We start from the raw sequence: 17524 nt of genomic DNA on the forward strand, positions 1-17524 counted from the left end.
CGCCAGATCGCGCACCGGGCCCGCCGGCACGTCGATGCCCGGCGGCCTCGCGAGGTGGTCTCCCCGGGCCAGGCCCGGGCGGTGCTGGAGTCCTTCCGGCGCGCGCTCGAAACCAGGGACCTGCGGGGCCTGCTCGACGTGCTCGCCCCCGAGGTCGTCCTGGTGAGCGACGGCGGCGGCGTCAAGCAGGCCGCGCCGCGGCCGATCACCGGTGCCGGCAAGGTGGCCCGCATGATCGTCGGCGGCCTCGGCAGGGCCCGGATCGCGCTCACCAGCGAGTCCACCGTGGTCAACGGCAACCCGGCGCTCCTCCTGCGCGTGGACGGCGAGATCGACGGTGTCATAGCGGTCCGGGTCGAGGACGCCCGCATCACCGGCCTCTACTACGTCCGCAACCCGCGGAAGCTGACCCGGATCGCATCCGAGACCCCCCTCACGCTGAAGTGATCCTTCAGCCGCCGCTCCATGATCACGGCATCGCGACGGTGCGGAGCCCCGAGCGAAGGCGTCCGCTCATCGGCACAAGCGCGAACCGGCCGCCCCGTCACCACGTAAATCACGCAAACGTTCTCTTCGAGGAGTAGATATGGCCGTTCAGGCCCCGCAGGCAGCCGACGCACCGCAGTCACCCTGGCCGACGGTGGCCAGGGCGGTCGTCCTGCTCACGGCGAGCATTTCCGTGCTGCTCACCGCCTTCGCCTGGCCGTCGGTGCGCTCATCGGTACACGACGTGCCGATCGCCGTCGCGGGCCCGGCCGCCGCGGCCGGGCGAGTCAGCACCGCTCTCGGCCAACGCCTGCCGGGCGGCTTCGAGATCACCGAGGTCGCCGACACAGCGGCCGCCGAACGGTTGATCCGCGAACGGGAGGTGTACGGGGCGATCGACGTCAGCTCCGGCACTCCGCAGGTCATCACGGCCTCCGCCGCCAGCGCGGCGGTCGCGCAGACCCTGCAGGGCATCGCGACCGCGCTCGGTCAGGCGCAGGCGCAGGGTGCCGACCCGGCGGTCGCCGCCCGTGACCTCGTCGCCCTGCCGGCCGACGACCCGCGCGGCGCCGGCCTGGCCGCCGGGGCCTTGCCCCTGGCCATGGGCGGCCTGCTCGCCGTACTGCTGCTGACCAGACTCGTCCGCGGCACCGCCCGCCGGGTCACCGGAGCGCTCGCCTTCGCGATCGCCGGCGGCCTGGCCGTGGCGGCGATCCTGCAGTTCTGGCTCGGCTCGCTCAGCGGCGCTTACCTGGCCAACAGCGGCGCCATCGCCCTGACCATCGCGGCCACCTCACTGAGCATCCTCGGGCTGGAGTCACTGCTCGGGTACGTCGGCTTCGGTCTCGGCGCCGTCGCCATGATGCTCATCGGCAATCCCCTGTCGGGTGCCGCGACCGCACCCGAGATGCTGCCCGGCTGGTCCGGCGTCCTCGGCCAGCTGCTGCCGCCCGGGGCGGGCGGCCGGTTGCTGCGCTCCACCGCCTTCTTCGACGGCCACGGCGCCGCCCACTCCGTCATCGTCCTGGTCGCCTGGCTCGCGCTCGGTGTCGTGCTGTGCCTGGCCGGCGGCCTGCGCGCGCGCCGCGCCGCCACCGCCACCCCGGCCGCGGCCGGGGTGGCGGTGGCCGCGGCCGCGGCCGCAGGTGGGAACGTCGCAGGCCCGCCCACCATCCGGAACGCCGCAGGCTCGCCCACCACCCGGACGGTCAGGCGGTGAAGTGCCCGACGAGGTGGTCCACCACGTCGGACGGCAGGCCGCGGCGGGCGTGGACGGCCCGCTGTCGGGCCGCCCCGGTGCCCTCCCCGCCCAGCCGGGCCAGCCGCTCGGTCACCATGTCCAGGTCGCCGGTCAGCTCCAGCGCGGGCCGGATGTGGCGCAGCAACGCGCCGACCCGGTCGGCGGCGGGGTGCCGCTCGCCGGTGAGCGGATCGATGCCGTGGCCGTCCATGCCGTCGCGGGCCGCCTGCCAGTAGGCGGCGCGCAGCAGCGCCTCCGGCGGGCGCGGTCCGGGGTCCCCGTCGCCGATCCGCTCCAGCGCCGTCACCACCAGGCCCCTGACCACGGCGGCGAGCAGCGCCGACTCCCCGGCGGTGGCGGGCACGTCGGCCACCCGCACCTCCAGGGTGGGCAGCCGCGCCGAGGGCCGGACGTCCCAGAAGATCGTGCCGGGGTCCACCAGCACCCCGGCGTCCGTCAGGGTGGCGACGAGCCGGTCGAACTCCTCCGGTTCGGCGAAGTACGGCGGCGGCCCGGCGACCGGCCACTTGTTCCAGCACAGCACCCGCCAGGCGGCGTAACCGGTGTCGCGGCCGGCCCACAGCGGGGAGTTGGCCGTCATCGCGATCAGCACCGGCAGCCACGGCCGCAGGTGGTTGCCCGCCAGCACCGCCCGCGCCCGGTCAGGCAGGTGGACGTGGACGTGCCCGGCGCAGATGCTCTGCTCGTCGTGCAGCGTCCGGTAGGCGGCGATGCCGAGGTCGTAACGCGAGTCGTCGACGATCGGCGGCGGGACGACGTCGCCCAGCACGGGCGTTCCCGAGGCGACCACCGCCAGCCCCTCGCGGGCCGCCGCCGAGGCCATGGCCGCCCGCATCTCGCGCAACCGCTCCGCCAGGCCGGCGGAGTCGGCGCAGGGCGGTGTCTTGGCCTCCACCTGGAACCGGATGATCTCGGTGCTCGCGCGGTCCCCCAGGACGGCGGCGGCGCGCTTGGCCACCTCCGCGGCCCGGGGCGTCACGGCCCGCGTCACCGGATCGACGACGAAGTACTCCTCCTCCACCCCCATCAGGGGGCGGACGGGGTCGAAGGGCACGGGGGGCGGGGTCTGCGCGGTCGCCGTCATCTCTCGCTCCAGGCCGGGGGTGTGCGGGCGGCGGTGCCACGGTATCGGCCCGGCCCCGGCGCGGCGGCACAATCGGGCGGCACGTCCCCGGCTCCGGCGGGTTCTGGGGGTTCCCGGGGGTTTTCAGGGGGTTCCGGTGGCTGCCGGCGGCCGGGGCCGGAAACCGGGCGGCGCGTCCTCGGACCCGATGGGCGCCGGGGTCGCCGGGGTCGCCGGGGAGTTTCAGGGGGTTCCGGTGGCCGTGCCCGCCGCCGGCGGCAGGGAGCCGGGCCGGGCGGCGGACGGCTCCGCGGACGGGCCGGTCGACAGGCCGGCGGGCGGCTCCGCGGGCACGTCGAGGAGCACCTCGTGTTCGGCCACCCCCATGAACGCCGCCGACAGCACTGCCCGGTGGTCGGCGTCGACGGGGTGGGCCGAGTCCCGGAAGGCGGCGATCGACCGTGCCGGGTCCTCCTCCTCCATGACGTAGACCATGAGCGGCCCGTCGGAGGTGGGGACCAGCAGGACGGTCTCGTGCCGCACGCCCTCGTCGGCGAAGGTCGCCAGGAGCTCGCCCCTGCGGGGGCCGGACAGCTCGGCGAACCACGCGCGCAGCCGGTCCACCTGCTCCGGCCGTACCTTGCTGACGCTCACTCGCAGCATCGTCCACCACCTCTTCCGTCGTGTCCGGTTCTTTCCGTTCCCCCGGCCCCGCCCCCTGTCCCCCCGCCCGTCCCCGTCCGTCTCCGGCCGCCAGATGGCCGCCGATGGCCTCCGGTGAGCGCCGATGGCCTCCGATGGGCGCCGATGGGCGCCGCGCTCAGCCGAGCCTGTCCAGCCAGGCGAAGAACCGGGGGAAGACCTTCCTGGCGGCATGGTCGGTGAGCATCCCGTGGCCCTCGCCCTCGATGCCGACCCATTCCGACCCGGCCGGCAGTTCGCCCAGGTGGGCGCGGACCGCGCCGGCGGGGATGCGCGGATCCTCCTCCCCGTGCGCGACGAAGTGCGGCGCGGCGGCGGGCGCCGCGTCCGGCGCGAGGCGGTCGCCGGCCGTGCGCAGGAAGGCCCGCACCCCGTCGTGGCCGGAGTCGCCGAGGTCGGTGAACCGCAGGAACCCGCCGAGCAGGAAGACCCCGCGCACCCGGGGGGACAGGCGCGCGACCCGGGCCGCGAGGTAACCCCCGTAACTCATCCCACCGGCCACGACCGGCCCGGTCGCGACCTGGCGCAGTACGGCGAGCACGTCGTCGGCGTCGTCCACTCCGTAGCGGCCGGGCGGCGGCGGGCGCAGCGCCGGGTCCAGCACGTTGCTCCCCCGCACGTTCGGCTGGACGACGCGCCAGCCGGCCAGCGCCAGCGACTCGGCGAAGGGCGACCAGGTCCCCAGGTTCACCCCGTTCGGGCCGCCGTGCAGCAGCAGCACCGTGCCGCGCGCCGTACCGGGCGGGTCGCGCAGCAGGCACGGCAGCGGGCAGCACGGCCCCTGCAGCACGGTGTGGCGTGCGGGCGGGGGCGCCTGGCCGCGGGGCGGGTCGGGCCGCAGCCGCAGCCCTCCCGCGGCGAGCTCGGCGCTCTCCCCCGCCCACAGCCGCCGGGGCTGCCCGGCCGACGTCCAGCTCAGGCCGGCGACCCCGTCGCCGGCCAGCACGTCGCCCACCACGGCCGCGCCGGGCCCGGTCAGGCGGCGCCGTGCCCCGGTGCGGGTGTGCCAGGCGTAGGCCGCCCGGCCCGGCCACGTCTCCGCGACCACGACGACCTCCTCCGGTGACAGCCACGGCCCGACGGAGGTCACCGGGCCGTCCCAGTGCGAGACGCCGCCGCCGTCCACGCACACCACGCGCCTGGCCGGTCCCCGGCGCAGCAGCACGGCGATCCTGTCGCGGCGCGGCGAGTCCGGCACGACCGCCTCGACCACGGCGCGCGGCGGCAGCAGCACCTCGCCGAGGACCGGGTGGACCACCCTCCCGCCGCGGCCCGCCGGGCCGGGAGCCGGCGCCGGCTCCCGGCCCGCGACCGGAACCGGAACAGGAACCGGGAGCGGGACCGTCTCCTCGCCGAACCGTTCGGCGGCCAGGTCGCGTGACGCGTCGGCCGTCAGCCGCTCCCCGTCCCACCGGGGGCGGCGGTGCCACCGCGGCCCGGTGGTGAGCGGCGTCCACCGCCCGCCGGTGAGCAGCGCCAGATGGCGGCCGGACCAGGCGTCGGCGCTCACCACCGGCCCGGCCGGGGTGAGCGCGAACGCCGGGCCGTCGCCGTCGAGCTGGGAGCGGCGGAACGGGTCCGGCAGCGACGCGGTGATCCGCTCCGTCCGCTCCGGCAGCGGGATGACGTCCGGCATCGTGCCTCCTGTCCATGGCCGTCAGGGTCGTCGAGATCGCCGGGGTCGCCGGGGGGTGCGCTCCGTCAGGACGGCGCGTACCGCTTGGCCCGCAGGACGGCGGGGACGACGCGTTCGCCGATCACCAGGTTCACCCGATCGCCGGGCCGGTGGTTCTCGACCCACACGTCCAGGTCGTCGAGGCTGTCGAAGAGGAAGTCGTCGGCGGCGCGGATGACGTCGCCGGGGCGCACCCCGGCGACGTCGGCGGGCGCGCCGAGCGCCACGTCCTGCACCAGCATGCCCTCGCCGGCGACGGCCCCGACGGGGATGACCCCCAGCTCGGTGCGGTGCATGGTGTGGTAGTTGTGCGGGGTCTCGTCGAGGTAGTCGCCGAGCAGGTCCAGGAAGTGGTCCCAGTGGTGCAGGAACCCGTCGCGCTCGAACCTGCCGTTGCCCTCCTCGGGGAAGCCGTCCTGCCGGAGCGTCAGACGGGTACGGCCGGCGTCGTCGTCGGCCAGCTCGAAGACCATGGTCACCTCAGCGTCGCAGGCGATCAGGCCGACGGTCAGCTCCAGCCGGCGGTGCGTCTCCAGGGCGCCGATCCGCCCGGTGTAGGCGGTCGGCCTGCGGGCGCCCGCGTCGTAGAGCCAGCAGAAGGCGGCGCCCGGCCGTTCCGGCATGACGCTGGCGACCACGCCGAGCCAGTGCTCGGCGGCGGCGGGGTCGAAGATGGCCCGCCAGACCTTCTCGCGGGGGTGGTTCAGGACGCGTTCGAAGCTGTTGCCCACCATTGACTGCTCCTTGTCGGTTGCGCGGCGGTTGCGTGGGTCGGTGCGGCGGTGCTCATGCCGGTGCTCGTGTCCGGGTCGGTGCGGCGGTGCTCATCCCCGGCCGGCGGCCGGTTCTCCGACCAGCTCGGCGACGCGGGATCGGGTGATCGTGGCGGCGGCGAACACGGCGAGCGCCAGCATGATCGCTCCCGCGACGACGAACGACGCGCGCAGGCCGGCGGCCGAGGCGAGGAGGCCCCCCAGCAGCGCGCCGAAGGGCATCCCCCCGTAGGTGACCAGCCGGTGGGCGCCGGTGACCCGGCCGAGGAGGTGGTCGGGTGTGCCGGACTGCCGCAGCGACATCTGGTTGACGTTCCAGATCGCGGCGGCGAACCCGGCCAGGACCTCCGCGGCGCCCGCGGTCCACGCGTCCGGGGCGACCGCGGTGGCCAGGCACGCGGCGCCCGCCACGACCAGGGCGAGGCGGAGGCTGACCGCCGTGCCGAACCACGCGTTGAGCCGGCCGGCCTGCGCGGCGCCGAAGAGGCTGCCGAACGACCCCACGGCCAGCAGCAGGCTGAACCCGAAGGCCCCCAGGCCGAGCTCCTGCTGGGCGAACAGCACGAAGATCGCGGTCTGCGCCAGGCAGGCGACGTTGAACAGGCCCGCCACGGCGGTGATCGACCGCAGCACCGGCTGCCGCCACAGCCAGGAGCAGCCCTCGGCGACGGCCCGCCACAGTCCCGTCTCGCCGTAGGCGTTGCGGGAGACGTGGTAGTCGCCGCGCATCCTGCGCAGCAGCGCGGCACTGAGCAGGAACGACAGCGCGTCGCCGACGAACGGCAGCGCCCGGGAGAAGCCGAACAGCAGCCCGCCGAGGGGAGGCCCGGCGAACGACTCGACGGTGGTCCTGGTCCCCACCAGCCAGGAGTTGGCCCGCCGGATGCGGTCGGGGTCGCCGGAGACCACCTTGGGCAGCACGGCGGTGTTGCTGCTGTCGAAGACGGTGTCGGCGACCGCGATGAGGAAGCCGACGGCCATCAGCAGCCCGATGCTCGCGAAGCCCGCCGCGACGGCCACCGCCAGCACGCCGGTGAGGGCGGCCCGCACCAGGTCCGCCAGCCACATGGCGCGCTTACGGTCCCACCTGTCGGCCATCGCCCCGGCCGGCAGGGCGAACAGCAGCCAGGGCAGCCTCCCGACGACCACCACGGAGGCGACCACCACCGGGTCGGTGGAGAGCGTGGCGGCCAGCAGCGGCAGCGCCGCCGAGGAGATGCCGTTGCCCAGCAGCGACACCGCCGAGGCGCCCCACAGCATGGGGAAGTCCGGCGCCAGGGACAGCGCGCCGGGCCGCCGGGTGGGTCGCGGCGCCCCGGTTCCGGGGATCGTGTCCGTCATCGTCGTCCCTCCTCAGGCCGCCGGTCGTACCGCTCTCCGGGTGCTCCGGCGGGCGGCCCGCCGGGTGATCCGGATGGCGCGGCGGGGCCGGTGTCGAACCGCAGCAGGCCGTGCCCCAGGAGCTCGGCCACCAGCCGCCGGCACTCCCCGGCGTCCGGGCCGCCCTCGGCGGCCGCCTCCCGGGCGAGGTCGCCCACCCGCCAGGGGCGGCGGCCGAGCAGGCGGCGCAGCAGCGGCTCGCAGCGGGCGTCGAAGTCGTAGCGCAGGCCGCCCGACAGCAGGGTCCGCCGGCGCCCGTCCCCGCCGTGCGCCACCGGCCGGGGGGCGGCCAGGACGACGACGGCGTCCGGCGGGCAGCCGCCGGACAGGTCGGTCACCGCGTGCGGCAGCAGGTGGCGGGGGCGCGCCGCGGCCCGCCCGTCCCGCTCGGCGACGTACCGGCCGAACCCCTCGGCGCCGAGCAGCTCGCCGATCCCGTCGAGCAGCCGGGACAGCCGGCCGGCGAGCTCGTCGTCCCACCCGCCGAGCGGCAGGTCGAGCCGGGCGTCGGGGTGGCCCAGCTGCCGGTCGACCGCCCAGCGCAGCAGGTCGCGGACCACCGGCCGCCGGATGCCGAACGTCAGGTGCACGGTGGTGCCGCCGACCGGCCGGACCGCGTGCCAGTGGCCCCGCGGCACGTACAGCGCCTGGCCCTCGGTCAGCTCGAACTGCCGCAGGGGCCGGGGCGGGCACTCGTTGAGGGGGCCGTCGCCCGGCAGCGGCGCGGGACGGCCGACGCCGTACAGCCGCCATTCCTTGCGCCCGTAGACCTGCAGGATGATGCCGTCGTGGTCGTCCCAGTGCGGGTCGAACGCCCCGACCTGCCCCCAGGAGGCGTAGAGGTTGACGAACACCTCGGCGCGCAGGTCGTGTTCGAGCCGCTCGGCCAGCTCCCGCACCGCGGGCACCGCCTCGTCCACCGACCCGAACACCAGCGTCGCGCCCTCGCGCAGCCGGGCGTGCAGCTTGGCGCTGGACACCCGCATCGCCGGTTCGCGGCCGACGCCCCTGCCGGGGATCGTCTCCAGGTAGGAGGACGGCGGCAGTGAGGCGTTGCCCCGCGCCACCTGCATCCGCAGCGGCCACGCCCGGTGCCCGTCGAGCAGCCGGTCGAGCTCCGGCCAGGGCAGCAGGTGGTGGAACCGCCCCGGGTCGCCGGGATCGCCGGGGTCGAGGTGGCAGTCGCGTCCCCAGTGCCGGTCGAGGAACTCCGCGACGGGCAGGGCGGTGATGATCTCCTCCAGGGCGTGCCGGCCGCCCGGTTCGGGGTCGCCGGGGCGCAGGCCGTCCAGGTCGGGCAGGGCCTCCAGCGGCCGGACGGTGAGCAGTCCGCCGGTTCCGGGCCGCTCCGGGCCGCAGTCGGCGAGATGCTCACCGGTTCCGGTCTCCTCCGGGGCGGGGGGCCTGCGCGTGCCGGTCATCGTCCCTCCCCTGCCGGGCTCGGGCGGGCGGTCAGGCGGGCGGCCGGGTCGAGGTCGAGGCAGAGCAGGCGGTCCTCCTCGGCGTCGCCGGGGCGTCCCAGCCGCTCGGAGCAGTCGGCCGCGGCGGCGGCGGCCATCGCCCCGCGCAGCGTGCCCGACCCCGCGGCCCGCCGGAACGCCCCGCGGGCGCCCTCCCAGTCGCCGCGTCCGGCGAGGTAGGCGCCGACGGCGTACAGCGGCTCGGGATCGACCGGGTCCAGGGCGCGGAGCTGCGCCACGGCGTCGGCGGGGGCGCTCGCCTCGCCGGTGAGGGTGTCGAGCTTCAGGTGGGCCTCCAGGACCAGTCCCCGGTTCTCCGCCCGGTAGTGGGCCCGCACCGGGTCCGGCGCGCACCGTGCCATGTCCTCGTCGTGGCTCAGCGCCAGGCGCATGTGCTCGACCACCGGCTCGCGGTCGCCGCCGGACAGCTCGTGCAGCGCGGCGGCGCGGTGGTAGCGGCTCGTCACCAGGTGCGCCAGCCAGTCGGGTTCGGCGTCCAGGCCGTCGGCCGCCCGGCGCGCCGCGGCCAGCCACCGGGCCGCCTCCGCCCGGTCGCCGCCGCCGCGGGAGCGGGTGGAGACCAGCTGCAGGGCGGCGAGCGTGCGCAGCGCGGGCCGGGCGGCGTTCTCGGCCAGCCAGCCGAAGACGCGGGCCGGGACGGGCGAGGCGCGGTTGAGTTGGTAGGCGGCCCGGGACGCCTCGTAGGCCAGCTGCTGCGACAGCGGGTCGGCGGCGGCGGTGAGGGTGCCGACGAGGCTGACGACGTGGCGGTGGAAGCCGAGCTGGGTGAGCAGCGCGACCACCACGACCCTGCGGGCCGGCGGCAGCGCCGGCCAGCGCTCCAGCGCGGTCACCAGGGCCTGCCAGCGGGGGGTGCGCAGCCGCCCGGCCAGGCCGGCGGGCCGCTCGCACCGGTGTCCGACGGCCCTGGCCTGCGCCACGACCTGGTAGCGGGAGCTGGTCACCGACACGGTGGCGAACCAGTTGGGCGCCATCTCCTCGGCCTCCCCGGTGAGCATCCGCGCCAGGTGTACGGCGTGCCGCGACCGCAGCGGGGCCGGGTCGGCGTCGCCCAGGTCGATCCACGCCCTCCAGCGCCGGGCGAGCTCGGCCGTGTCGAGCACCCGCGGCCCGGCGAAGCGGAGCTCCCCGAAGGAGACGGAGTCGTCGCGGTGGTAGGCGAACTTGGGCACGTGACCTCCTAGGCGAGCGGGCACGCCAGGCCGGCGGGCGGGGTGAGCGGTTGGAAGACCTCCGAGCCGTGGCACACCACGCGGTGCACCGCGTACGGCCCGACCGAGGGCAGCCGCACTTCGGCGGGCTGGCGGCCGAACAGGGCCTCGGCGGTCTCCAGCAGGCCGGCCGGGGTGACGGGGGCGGTCCGGGGCTCGCCGGCGCCCACGGTCCGCCGCCGCACGAAGTCCAGGTGCCGCGGGCCGGCGGCGGCCGCGGCGAGCCCTCTGTCGCGGTCCCGGTCGCCCGGCCGCGCGGAGCCTCCGTCCCTGGCGCCCGGGTACACGGAGCCTCCGTCCCCGGCGCCCGGCCGCGCGGGGTCCCGGTCCGGGCCGCCCGGCCGCGCGGAGTCCCCGTCATGGTCATGGCCGCCCGGCCGCGCGGGGCCTCGCGGGGCGGAGAGGGCGAGACGGTTGCCCACCGCCTCGTAGACCGCGTGCCGTACGGCGGCGGCGGTGTCCCCCCGGGCGGCGGCGCCGCAGGTCAGCGCGGTGCCGTCGGAGCGGTGCAGGAAGGCCGTCACGACGTCGGGCGACAGCCCCGCCACGCGGAGCGTCCGGAGGGTGACGCCGCCGTCCCGCAGCGCGCCGGTCAGGCCCGGCGGCAGCACGGCGTCGTGCAGGTGGTCCAGCTCCTCGAACCGGATGTCCCCGGTCCGCCAGCCGCGCTCCAGCACGTGCCGTTCGATCACCTCCAGCAGCGCGGCCGTGCGCGCCCGCTCCGGGTCGGCGCCGGCGGCGGTGCCGGCCGACGTCTGCACGCACCAGCGGATCTCCGGCGGCGGAGGGTCCCAGCCGAGGAAGACGGCCTGGGCGGGCACGGCGACCTCCGTACCGTCGCGCATGCCGTGGCCGGCCACCCAGGACGTCGGCGGGGAGCCGGCGGCGGCGTGCGCGGCCGGTGCGATCCGGGGCCGGTCGCCGGGGCCGGCCAGGACCGGCAGCGCGCCGGCGGCCGACAGGTGGCTCACGTGCTGGGCGTACTCCCCCGCCGCGCGGCGGGCGGCCCGGCCGGGGTCGGCGTCACAGGCGCCGCCGCTGACGCCGGCGCCGTCGGCCGTCCAGGCCACGTGCAGGATCCCGCCGACCAGCGGGCGCACGATGGGCCGCGGCGCGGCGTCGCCCTGGTCCATGGTCTCCCTCTCCTCAAGCCGGCACACCCGGGGGTCCGGGCGCGGGGGCGTCAACACGGCGACCCGCCCCGCAGCGCCCTCGGATCACGCGCCGCCCGGTCGCGGGGCGGCTACGGTCTCGTCGCGCGGCACGTCAGTACGACTTGTTGCCGAGCACGTCGAACTCCTGCGCCTCCTCGTCGACCTGACCGAGGTCCCAGCTGATCTCCATACCGTTCACCTCCTTCCTCAGCTCTCACTCCTTTTCGATCGTGATCCACGGGGTCGGCCGGGTGCACCTTCCGGTGTGCTGGAGCCCGCCGCGGGCCGGGCGCGGGCGGCCGGGAAATGTCGGGGCGATCTTCTAAGCTGGGCCCATGGCACGAGCAAACGACGCCGTCGCGGCCGCCCTGGAGGAGTACGCCGAGCTGTTCGCGATGACCGGCGGCGACGCCTTCCGGGTGCGCAGCTACCAGAAGGCGGCCAAGGCGATCGCCGGTTTCCCCGAGGACATCGCGGCCACGGCCGTGCGCTCGGTGCCGGGGGTGGGCGAGGCGATCGCCAAGAAGGTCGAGGAGTTCCTCATCAGGGGCAGCTTCCGCCAGCTCGACGACCTGCGCGGGAAGGTCCCGGAGGGCGTCAGGCGGCTCACCCGCGTCCCCTCTCTGGGGCCGAAGAAGGCGGTCTTCCTCTTCCAGGAGCTGGGCATCGACTCCCCCGAGGCCCTGACCGAGGCGATCGGGCAGGGGCGGCTGCGGGGCGTCAGGGGCTTCGGCCCCAAGACGGAGGCCAACCTGCTGCACGGCCTGGAGCAGCTGGAGCTGGCCGGCGCCCGGGTGGACATCGGCACCGCCATGGACCTCGCCGAGCAGATCATCGCCTCGCTCGACGCCGAGCGGATCGCCTACGCCGGGTCGCTGCGCCGGATGAAGGAGACCATCGGCGACATCGACATCCTGGCGGTCGGCCCGGAGAGCCTGATGGACGACTTCCGGGGCATGCCGTACGTCGCGGAGGTCATCGCCTCCGGCGAGAAGAAGACCTCGGTCCGCACGACGCAGGGCGTGCAGGTGGACCTGCGGCTGGTCCCGGCCGCCTCGTGGGGCGCGGCCATGCAGTACTTCACCGGTTCCAAGGAGCACAACGTGCACCTGCGGGAGCTGGTGGTGAAGCGGGGCTGGAAGCTGTCGGAGTACGGCCTGTTCGACGGCGACCGGGTGATCGCCGCCGAGCGCGAGGAGGACGTCTACGAGGCGCTCGGCATGCCGTGGATCCCGCCGACGCTGCGCGAGGACGGCGGGGAGATCGACGCGGCGCTCGCCGGGGAGCTGCCGGACCTGGTCACCGTCGCCGACCTGCGGGGCGACCTGCACACCCACACCGACCTGACCGACGGCATCGCCACGCTCGAGGAGATGGTGGCGGCCGCCGCCGCGCGCGGCTACTCCTACTACGCCGTCACCGACCACGCCCCGGACCTGGCGATGCAGCGGATGACCCTGGAGCGGGCGCTGGAGCAGCGCGAGCGGCTGCGCCGCCTGCAGGCGGACCATCCGGACATGCGGCTGCTGCACGGCACCGAGCTGAACATCGGCCCCGACGGGTCGGTGGACTGGCCGGAGGAGGTCCTGGCCGGCTTCGACGTGTGCGTGGCCAGCGTGCACTCCCACTTCACCCAGTCACGCGAGGAGATGACGCGGCGGTTCATCGCGGCCTGCGAGAATCCGCGGGTCCACATCATCGGCCACCCCACCACCCGCCGGATCGGCCGGCGCCCGCCGGTGGACGCCGACTGGGACGAGGTGTTCCGCGCCGCCGCGCGCACCGGCACCGCGATGGAGATCGACTCCGCCGCCGAACGCTCCGACCTGCCCTCCGACCTCGTACGGCTGGCGCGGCATCATGGGGTGAGGTTCTCCATCGACAGCGACGCCCACTCCGTGCCGGGGCTCGCGGGCCAGCGGTTCGGGGTCGGCGTGGCGCAGCGGGGCTGGCTGACCGCCGACGACGTGATCAACACCTGGCCGCTGGAGCGGCTGCTGGGCTTCCTGGGCCGCTGACGGCCGCCCGCCGGGAACCGCGCCGTCCCCGCCCGCCGGGGACGGCCGTTCCCGGGACGACATGGTTCCCGGGGATGGCGTGGTTCCCGGAGGGGCATGGTTCCCGGGGAGGACCCGGCCGCCGGGAGCGACACCGGGAGCGACATCGGGAGCGACGAGGTGGCGGGAGGTGACACGCCCGTCACGCCCCCTGCACAATTACACGGTTATCTGGTAGGGAATAAATGTAACCGGGGAAGGGGAGCAGCATGCCGTACACGGCCGAGAGCGGGACGGGACAGCGCCATGGAACCCGCGGGGACGGCGTCCCCGGGATCGTCAAGCCGCTGCCGCCGGAGCTGTTCGTCGCGCACGACACCAACGCCGAGACGCGCTGGGAGGCGATGGGCGGCGTCGGCTACCACGTGCCCGCCGAACGCTTCTTCGTGCGCAACCACACCTCCACCCCGATCATCGACGCCGCCGCCTGGCGGCTGCGGCTGCACGGCTCCGGCCTGCGCGCGCCCCGCGACTTCGGCTACGCCGAGTTGCTGTCGCTGCCGGCGGTGACGCGGGACGTGATGATCGAGTGCGCGGGCAACGGCCGCAGCCTGTTCGCCTCCCAGCAGGGCCAGGAGGTCATCGGCACCCCCTGGCGGCTCGGCGCCGCCGGCGTGGCCCGCTGGCGCGGGGTGCCGCTGTCCACGGTGCTCCGGCTGGCCGGCGTCACCCCCGACGCGGTCGACGTCATGCCGCGCGGCCTCGACCCGCACTACGTCGAGGCGGGCGTCGACTTCGGCAGGGTGCGCAGGCCGATCCCGGTGGCCAAGGCGCTCGACGACGTGATCCTCGCCTACGAGATGAACGGCCGCCCGCTGCCGCCCGACCACGGCTACCCGGTGCGGCTGGTCGTGCCGTCCTGGATCGGCCTGGCGTCGATCAAGTGGGTGGGCGACATCGAGGTCTCCGCCTCGCCCCTGAGCTCGCCGTGGACCACCGAGTTCTACCGGATGTTCGGCGCCGCCTACCCGCCGCGGGGCGGCGAGCCGCTGAGCACGCAGAACATCAGGAGCGCCTTCGAGCTGGCGTGGGGGGCCAGGCTCGCCGCCGGGCACCCGCACGTGCTGCGCGGCCGCTCGTGGTCGGGCGGCGGCCGGATCACCGGGGTGCAGGTGAGCCTGGACGGCGGCGCCACCTGGCGCCCGGCCCAGCTGCACGGCTCACACCTCTCCCCCGCCTGGGTCCGCTGGCACGTCACCTGGTGTCCCCGCGTCACGGGACCGTACGAGCTGATGGCCAGGGCGGTCGACGAGACGGGGGCCGTCCAGCCGGACCGCACGCCGCACAACCGTTTCGGATACCTGTTCGACGCGGTCGTCCGCCATCCGGTGACCGTGGTGAACGCCTGAGCGGTGAACGACCTGAGCCGCGAATGTCCTGAGCCACGAACGACCGGACCGCGAACACCTGAGCGAGAAACGCCGGTGATTTCCACTCCGCAGCGATCACATGGAATTCCCGTACGCAGTTCTTACCCCTTCAAAAGGTCACGGGTCATTTCCCTTGGAGCGCGGAGGTATTAGCTGATCAGGCAAGACAAGCCGCCGGAATCCATGGTCGGTCCGCCGGATCCCATCCGGAAAGGACGCCTGGCGTCGCACAGGGGAAACGAGGGGGAAACGAACCGGGGCGATGATGGCCGCACCTGTTCTTCCACCAGTCGTTTTCCGCCGGGAGGGCCGACCGATGCGACAGCTGTCCGCGCTGGACGCGCAGTTCCTGCACGCCGAGTCGGCGACCACCGCGGCCCATCTCGCCGGGGTCGCGATCCTGGACGCCGCCCGCTCCCCCGGTGGCGCCGTGACCCGCGACGACGTCATCAGGCTGCTGCGTGAGCGGCTGCACCTGATCCCGGCGTTGCGGCTGCGGCTGGCCGAGGTGCCGTTCGGCCTCGACCGGCCGTACTGGACGGAGGCCGCCGGCCTCGACGTCGCCGACCACGTCCACGAGGTCGTGCTGCCGCTGCCCGGCGACGAGTCCCAGCTCGCCGACGAGATCACCCGCATCCACGAGCGCCGCCTCGACCGGTCGCGCCCGCTGTGGGAGATGCACCTCATCCAGGGGCTGAGCGGCGGCCGGGCCGCCCTGTACACCAAGGTCCACCACTGCGCGGTCGACGGGATGTCGGGCGCGGAGATCCTGGCCTGCCTGCTGGACCTCACATCCGAGATCCGCCCGGTCCCCGCGCCCGAGCCCCCGGGCCCGCCGCCGCCCGCCCCTGACCCGGCGGAGATGCTGGCCGTGGCCGTGGCCAGGTCGGTCGCCCACCCCGCCAGGGCGCTGCGCTCCCTGGGCCGGCTGGCGGCCGACCTCGACGCGATCCCGCTGCTCGGGGCGCTGCCCGCGGCCCGGACGGTGGCCGCCGCGGCCCGGTTGATCATCGGTGGTGACGCCGGGCTGCCGGAGATGCCGCCCCTGGTCGCCCCGCCCACCCCGTTCAACGGCCCGATCAGCGCCCGGCGGCGCTTCTCCTACGGCGCGCTGCCCCTCTCCGAGGTCAAGCGGGTCGCCCGGACCTTCGGGCTCAGCGTCAACGACGTGGTCATGACGCTGTGCGCCTCGGCGCTGCGCTCCTGGCTGCGCGAGCGCGACGTGCTGCCCGCCGAACCGCTGGTCGCCGCGGTCCCGGTCGCGGTCCGTACGGCGGGCGCCCGCGGTGGAGCCGGGGCCGAGACGGGGGCCGGGGTCGGGGTCGGCAACCGGCTCTCGGCCATGGTCGCCCCGCTGGCGACCGACGTCGCCTGCCCCCTGGAGCGGCTGCGGGTCACCGGGGAGGCGATGCGCCGGGCCAAGCGGCGCTTCGCGGCCGCGCCCGCCACCTGGCTGGACGAGCTGTCGGCGGTGCTGCCCGCCCCGGTCACGGCCGTGGCGACCCCGGCGGTCTTCCGGCTGGCCTCGATCGTGCTGCCGCCGATCAACCTGATCGTCTCCAACGTGCCGGGGCCGCAGTTCCCGCTGTACCTGTGCGGCGCCCGGGTCCTGGGCTACTACCCGATGTCGGTGCTGACCGACATGACCGGCGGGGTCAACATCACCTGCTTCTCCTACGACGGCTCGCTCGGGTTCGGCGTGCTGGCCTGCCCGGACCGGGTGGCGGACGTCTGGCGGCTCATGGGCCACCTGCAGGAGGCGATGGACGAACTGGTCGAGCTGGCCGGAACGGCGGACACCCACCCGGCCCCGCCCGCCGCGCCGGTCACGGTCGCGGACCCGGTCACGGTCGCGGACCCGGTGACGGTCGCGGACCCGGTGACGGTCACGGGCCCGTTGACGGTCGCGGGCCCGGTGGCGATCCCGGACCCGGTGACGGTCCCGGCGTCGCCGACGGCCGCGGATCCGGCTCCGGACCCGGTGACGGTCCCGGGCACGGCCCCGGGCACGGCCCCGGTGGCGGACCCGGTGGCGGTGCCGGCACCGGCCTGAAGCGGGGTTCAGCCCAGGGCGTGGGCGATCAGCTCGGCGACCGCGTCGGGGTCGATGGCGTGCCCGGTGAGCTGACAGAGGTTCTCCTGGTAGAGGAGCACCGCGGCGAAGGTGACGGCGGCGACCTCCAGCCGGGCGGCGTCGCCGCGCGGGGTCGGCAGCGCCAGCCCCAGGGCGAACCGGGCCCGCCGGATGATCTCTCCGTTCAGGCGGCCCAGCCGCTCGCGGACCGACCCGTGCGTGTCGGCCTCGCGGAACAGGATGCGGCGCATCGCCGGGGAGGCGCGCAGCGGCAGCCGCCGGGCCAGCTTCGACAGCGTCCCGGCCGCGTCACCGGGGACGGCCTCCACCTCGGGGGCCTCCTCCACGAGCGTGCGCTCGTCGACCAGCGTGACCAGCACGTCGATCTTCCTGGGGAAGTAGTGGAAGACCAGGCCCTTGGGCACGTCGGCGACCCGGGCGATCTCCGCCGTCGAGGTCGCCTCGTAGCCGCCCCCGGCGAACAGCGTCTCGGCGGCGTCGAGGATGCGGGTGCGCGCGCCGGGATCGGCGCCGCCACGCTCACGTCCGGACCGCGCGCCGGGGTCGGCGCCGTCACTTTCGCGTCCGGACCGCGTATCGGGATCGGCACCGTCACGCTCGCGTCCGGTCCCGCCCCGCCGCTGCCTGAAGCCGTTCACACGCCGACCATAACCGCGGGTCCGGCCGGATTTCCATGCCGCCGGAGGGAGATCACCGTACGGCCCGCCGCCCGGCTCCGCCGTACGCGGGAACGCACCGGCCGGCGTGGGGGGACGCGGCGCGGCGGGCGCCGCCGGGCCCGGGCCGGCCGCGCGGCGCACCGGCCCGGGTCCGGCG

14 protein-coding genes are annotated in these 17524 nt (G+C 75.7%); 5 read left to right on the forward strand and 9 right to left on the reverse strand.

The genetic code is table 11. From position 1 onward, the window contains the following. Both IEZ10_RS03955 and IEZ10_RS03960 read left to right on the forward strand, forming a co-directional pair. Positions 1–447 (forward strand): sigma-70 family RNA polymerase sigma factor family protein (locus IEZ10_RS03955; protein ID WP_506004876.1); only part of this gene is annotated, 447 nt, incomplete at its 5' end. A gap of 139 nt (positions 448–586) precedes the next feature. Then, on the forward strand, positions 587–1705 hold the full coding sequence (locus IEZ10_RS03960) for a hypothetical protein (RefSeq protein ID WP_229810936.1): 1119 nt from the start codon (positions 587–589) through the stop codon (positions 1703–1705). Here IEZ10_RS03960 and IEZ10_RS03965 read toward each other — a convergent pair. From IEZ10_RS03965 to IEZ10_RS04000, 8 genes are all read right to left on the reverse strand, one after another. Then, positions 1695–2831, reverse strand: coding sequence for a carboxylate-amine ligase (locus IEZ10_RS03965; protein WP_189245105.1), 1137 nt, complete (start codon positions 2829–2831; stop codon positions 1695–1697). The genes IEZ10_RS03960 and IEZ10_RS03965 overlap by 11 nt on opposite strands. Positions 2832–3053: 222 nt before the next feature. Then, positions 3054–3473 (reverse strand): DUF6176 family protein, encoded by a 420-nt coding sequence (locus IEZ10_RS03970; RefSeq protein ID WP_189245106.1) that lies wholly within the window; start codon positions 3471–3473, stop codon positions 3054–3056. Positions 3474–3630: 157 nt separating this feature from the next. Next, positions 3631–5148 (reverse strand): S9 family peptidase, encoded by a 1518-nt coding sequence (locus IEZ10_RS03975; protein WP_189245107.1) that lies wholly within the window; start codon positions 5146–5148, stop codon positions 3631–3633. A gap of 65 nt (positions 5149–5213) precedes the next feature. Further along, positions 5214–5921, reverse strand: coding sequence for an SRPBCC domain-containing protein (locus IEZ10_RS03980; RefSeq protein ID WP_189245108.1), 708 nt, complete (start codon positions 5919–5921; stop codon positions 5214–5216). Between the two features lie 90 nt (positions 5922–6011). Continuing rightward, a complete protein-coding gene (locus IEZ10_RS03985) occupies positions 6012–7301 on the reverse strand; it encodes an MFS transporter (RefSeq protein WP_189245109.1) in 1290 nt (429 codons plus the stop codon). Continuing rightward, positions 7298–8761: a cupin domain-containing protein gene (locus IEZ10_RS03990; protein WP_189245110.1), complete on the reverse strand. Its 1464-nt coding sequence runs from the start codon at positions 8759–8761 to the stop codon at positions 7298–7300. The genes IEZ10_RS03985 and IEZ10_RS03990 overlap by 4 nt, the downstream gene beginning before the upstream one ends. After that, on the reverse strand, positions 8758–9993 hold the full coding sequence (locus IEZ10_RS03995) for a hypothetical protein (protein WP_189245111.1): 1236 nt from the start codon (positions 9991–9993) through the stop codon (positions 8758–8760). The genes IEZ10_RS03990 and IEZ10_RS03995 overlap by 4 nt, the downstream gene beginning before the upstream one ends. A gap of 8 nt (positions 9994–10001) precedes the next feature. Further along, positions 10002–11165 (reverse strand): YcaO-like family protein, encoded by a 1164-nt coding sequence (locus IEZ10_RS04000; RefSeq protein WP_189245112.1) that lies wholly within the window; start codon positions 11163–11165, stop codon positions 10002–10004. Between the two features lie 356 nt (positions 11166–11521). Between IEZ10_RS04000 and polX the strand changes: the two genes are divergently transcribed. The 3 genes from polX (at position 11522) to IEZ10_RS04015 (ending at position 16666) form a co-directional block, all read left to right on the forward strand. Further along, entirely contained in the window at positions 11522–13204 is a 1683-nt protein-coding gene (polX, locus tag IEZ10_RS04005) for a DNA polymerase/3'-5' exonuclease PolX (RefSeq protein ID WP_189245113.1), read from the forward strand. 248 nt (positions 13205–13452) lie between these two features. Then, positions 13453–14592: a sulfite oxidase gene (locus tag IEZ10_RS04010; RefSeq protein ID WP_189245114.1), complete on the forward strand. Its 1140-nt coding sequence runs from the start codon at positions 13453–13455 to the stop codon at positions 14590–14592. A 337-nt stretch (positions 14593–14929) separates the two neighbouring features. Further along, a complete protein-coding gene (locus IEZ10_RS04015) occupies positions 14930–16666 on the forward strand; it encodes a wax ester/triacylglycerol synthase family O-acyltransferase (RefSeq protein WP_229810937.1) in 1737 nt (578 codons plus the stop codon). Between the two features lie 8 nt (positions 16667–16674). Here the strand turns inward: IEZ10_RS04015 and IEZ10_RS04020 are convergent, their stop codons facing one another. Further along, entirely contained in the window at positions 16675–17346 is a 672-nt protein-coding gene (locus tag IEZ10_RS04020) for a TetR/AcrR family transcriptional regulator (protein ID WP_189245115.1), read from the reverse strand. Positions 17347–17524 lie beyond the last annotated feature (178 nt).

The sequence above is a fragment of the Streptosporangium pseudovulgare genome (assembly GCF_014648055.1).
GTDB lineage: Bacteria > Actinomycetota > Actinomycetes > Streptosporangiales > Streptosporangiaceae > Streptosporangium > Streptosporangium pseudovulgare.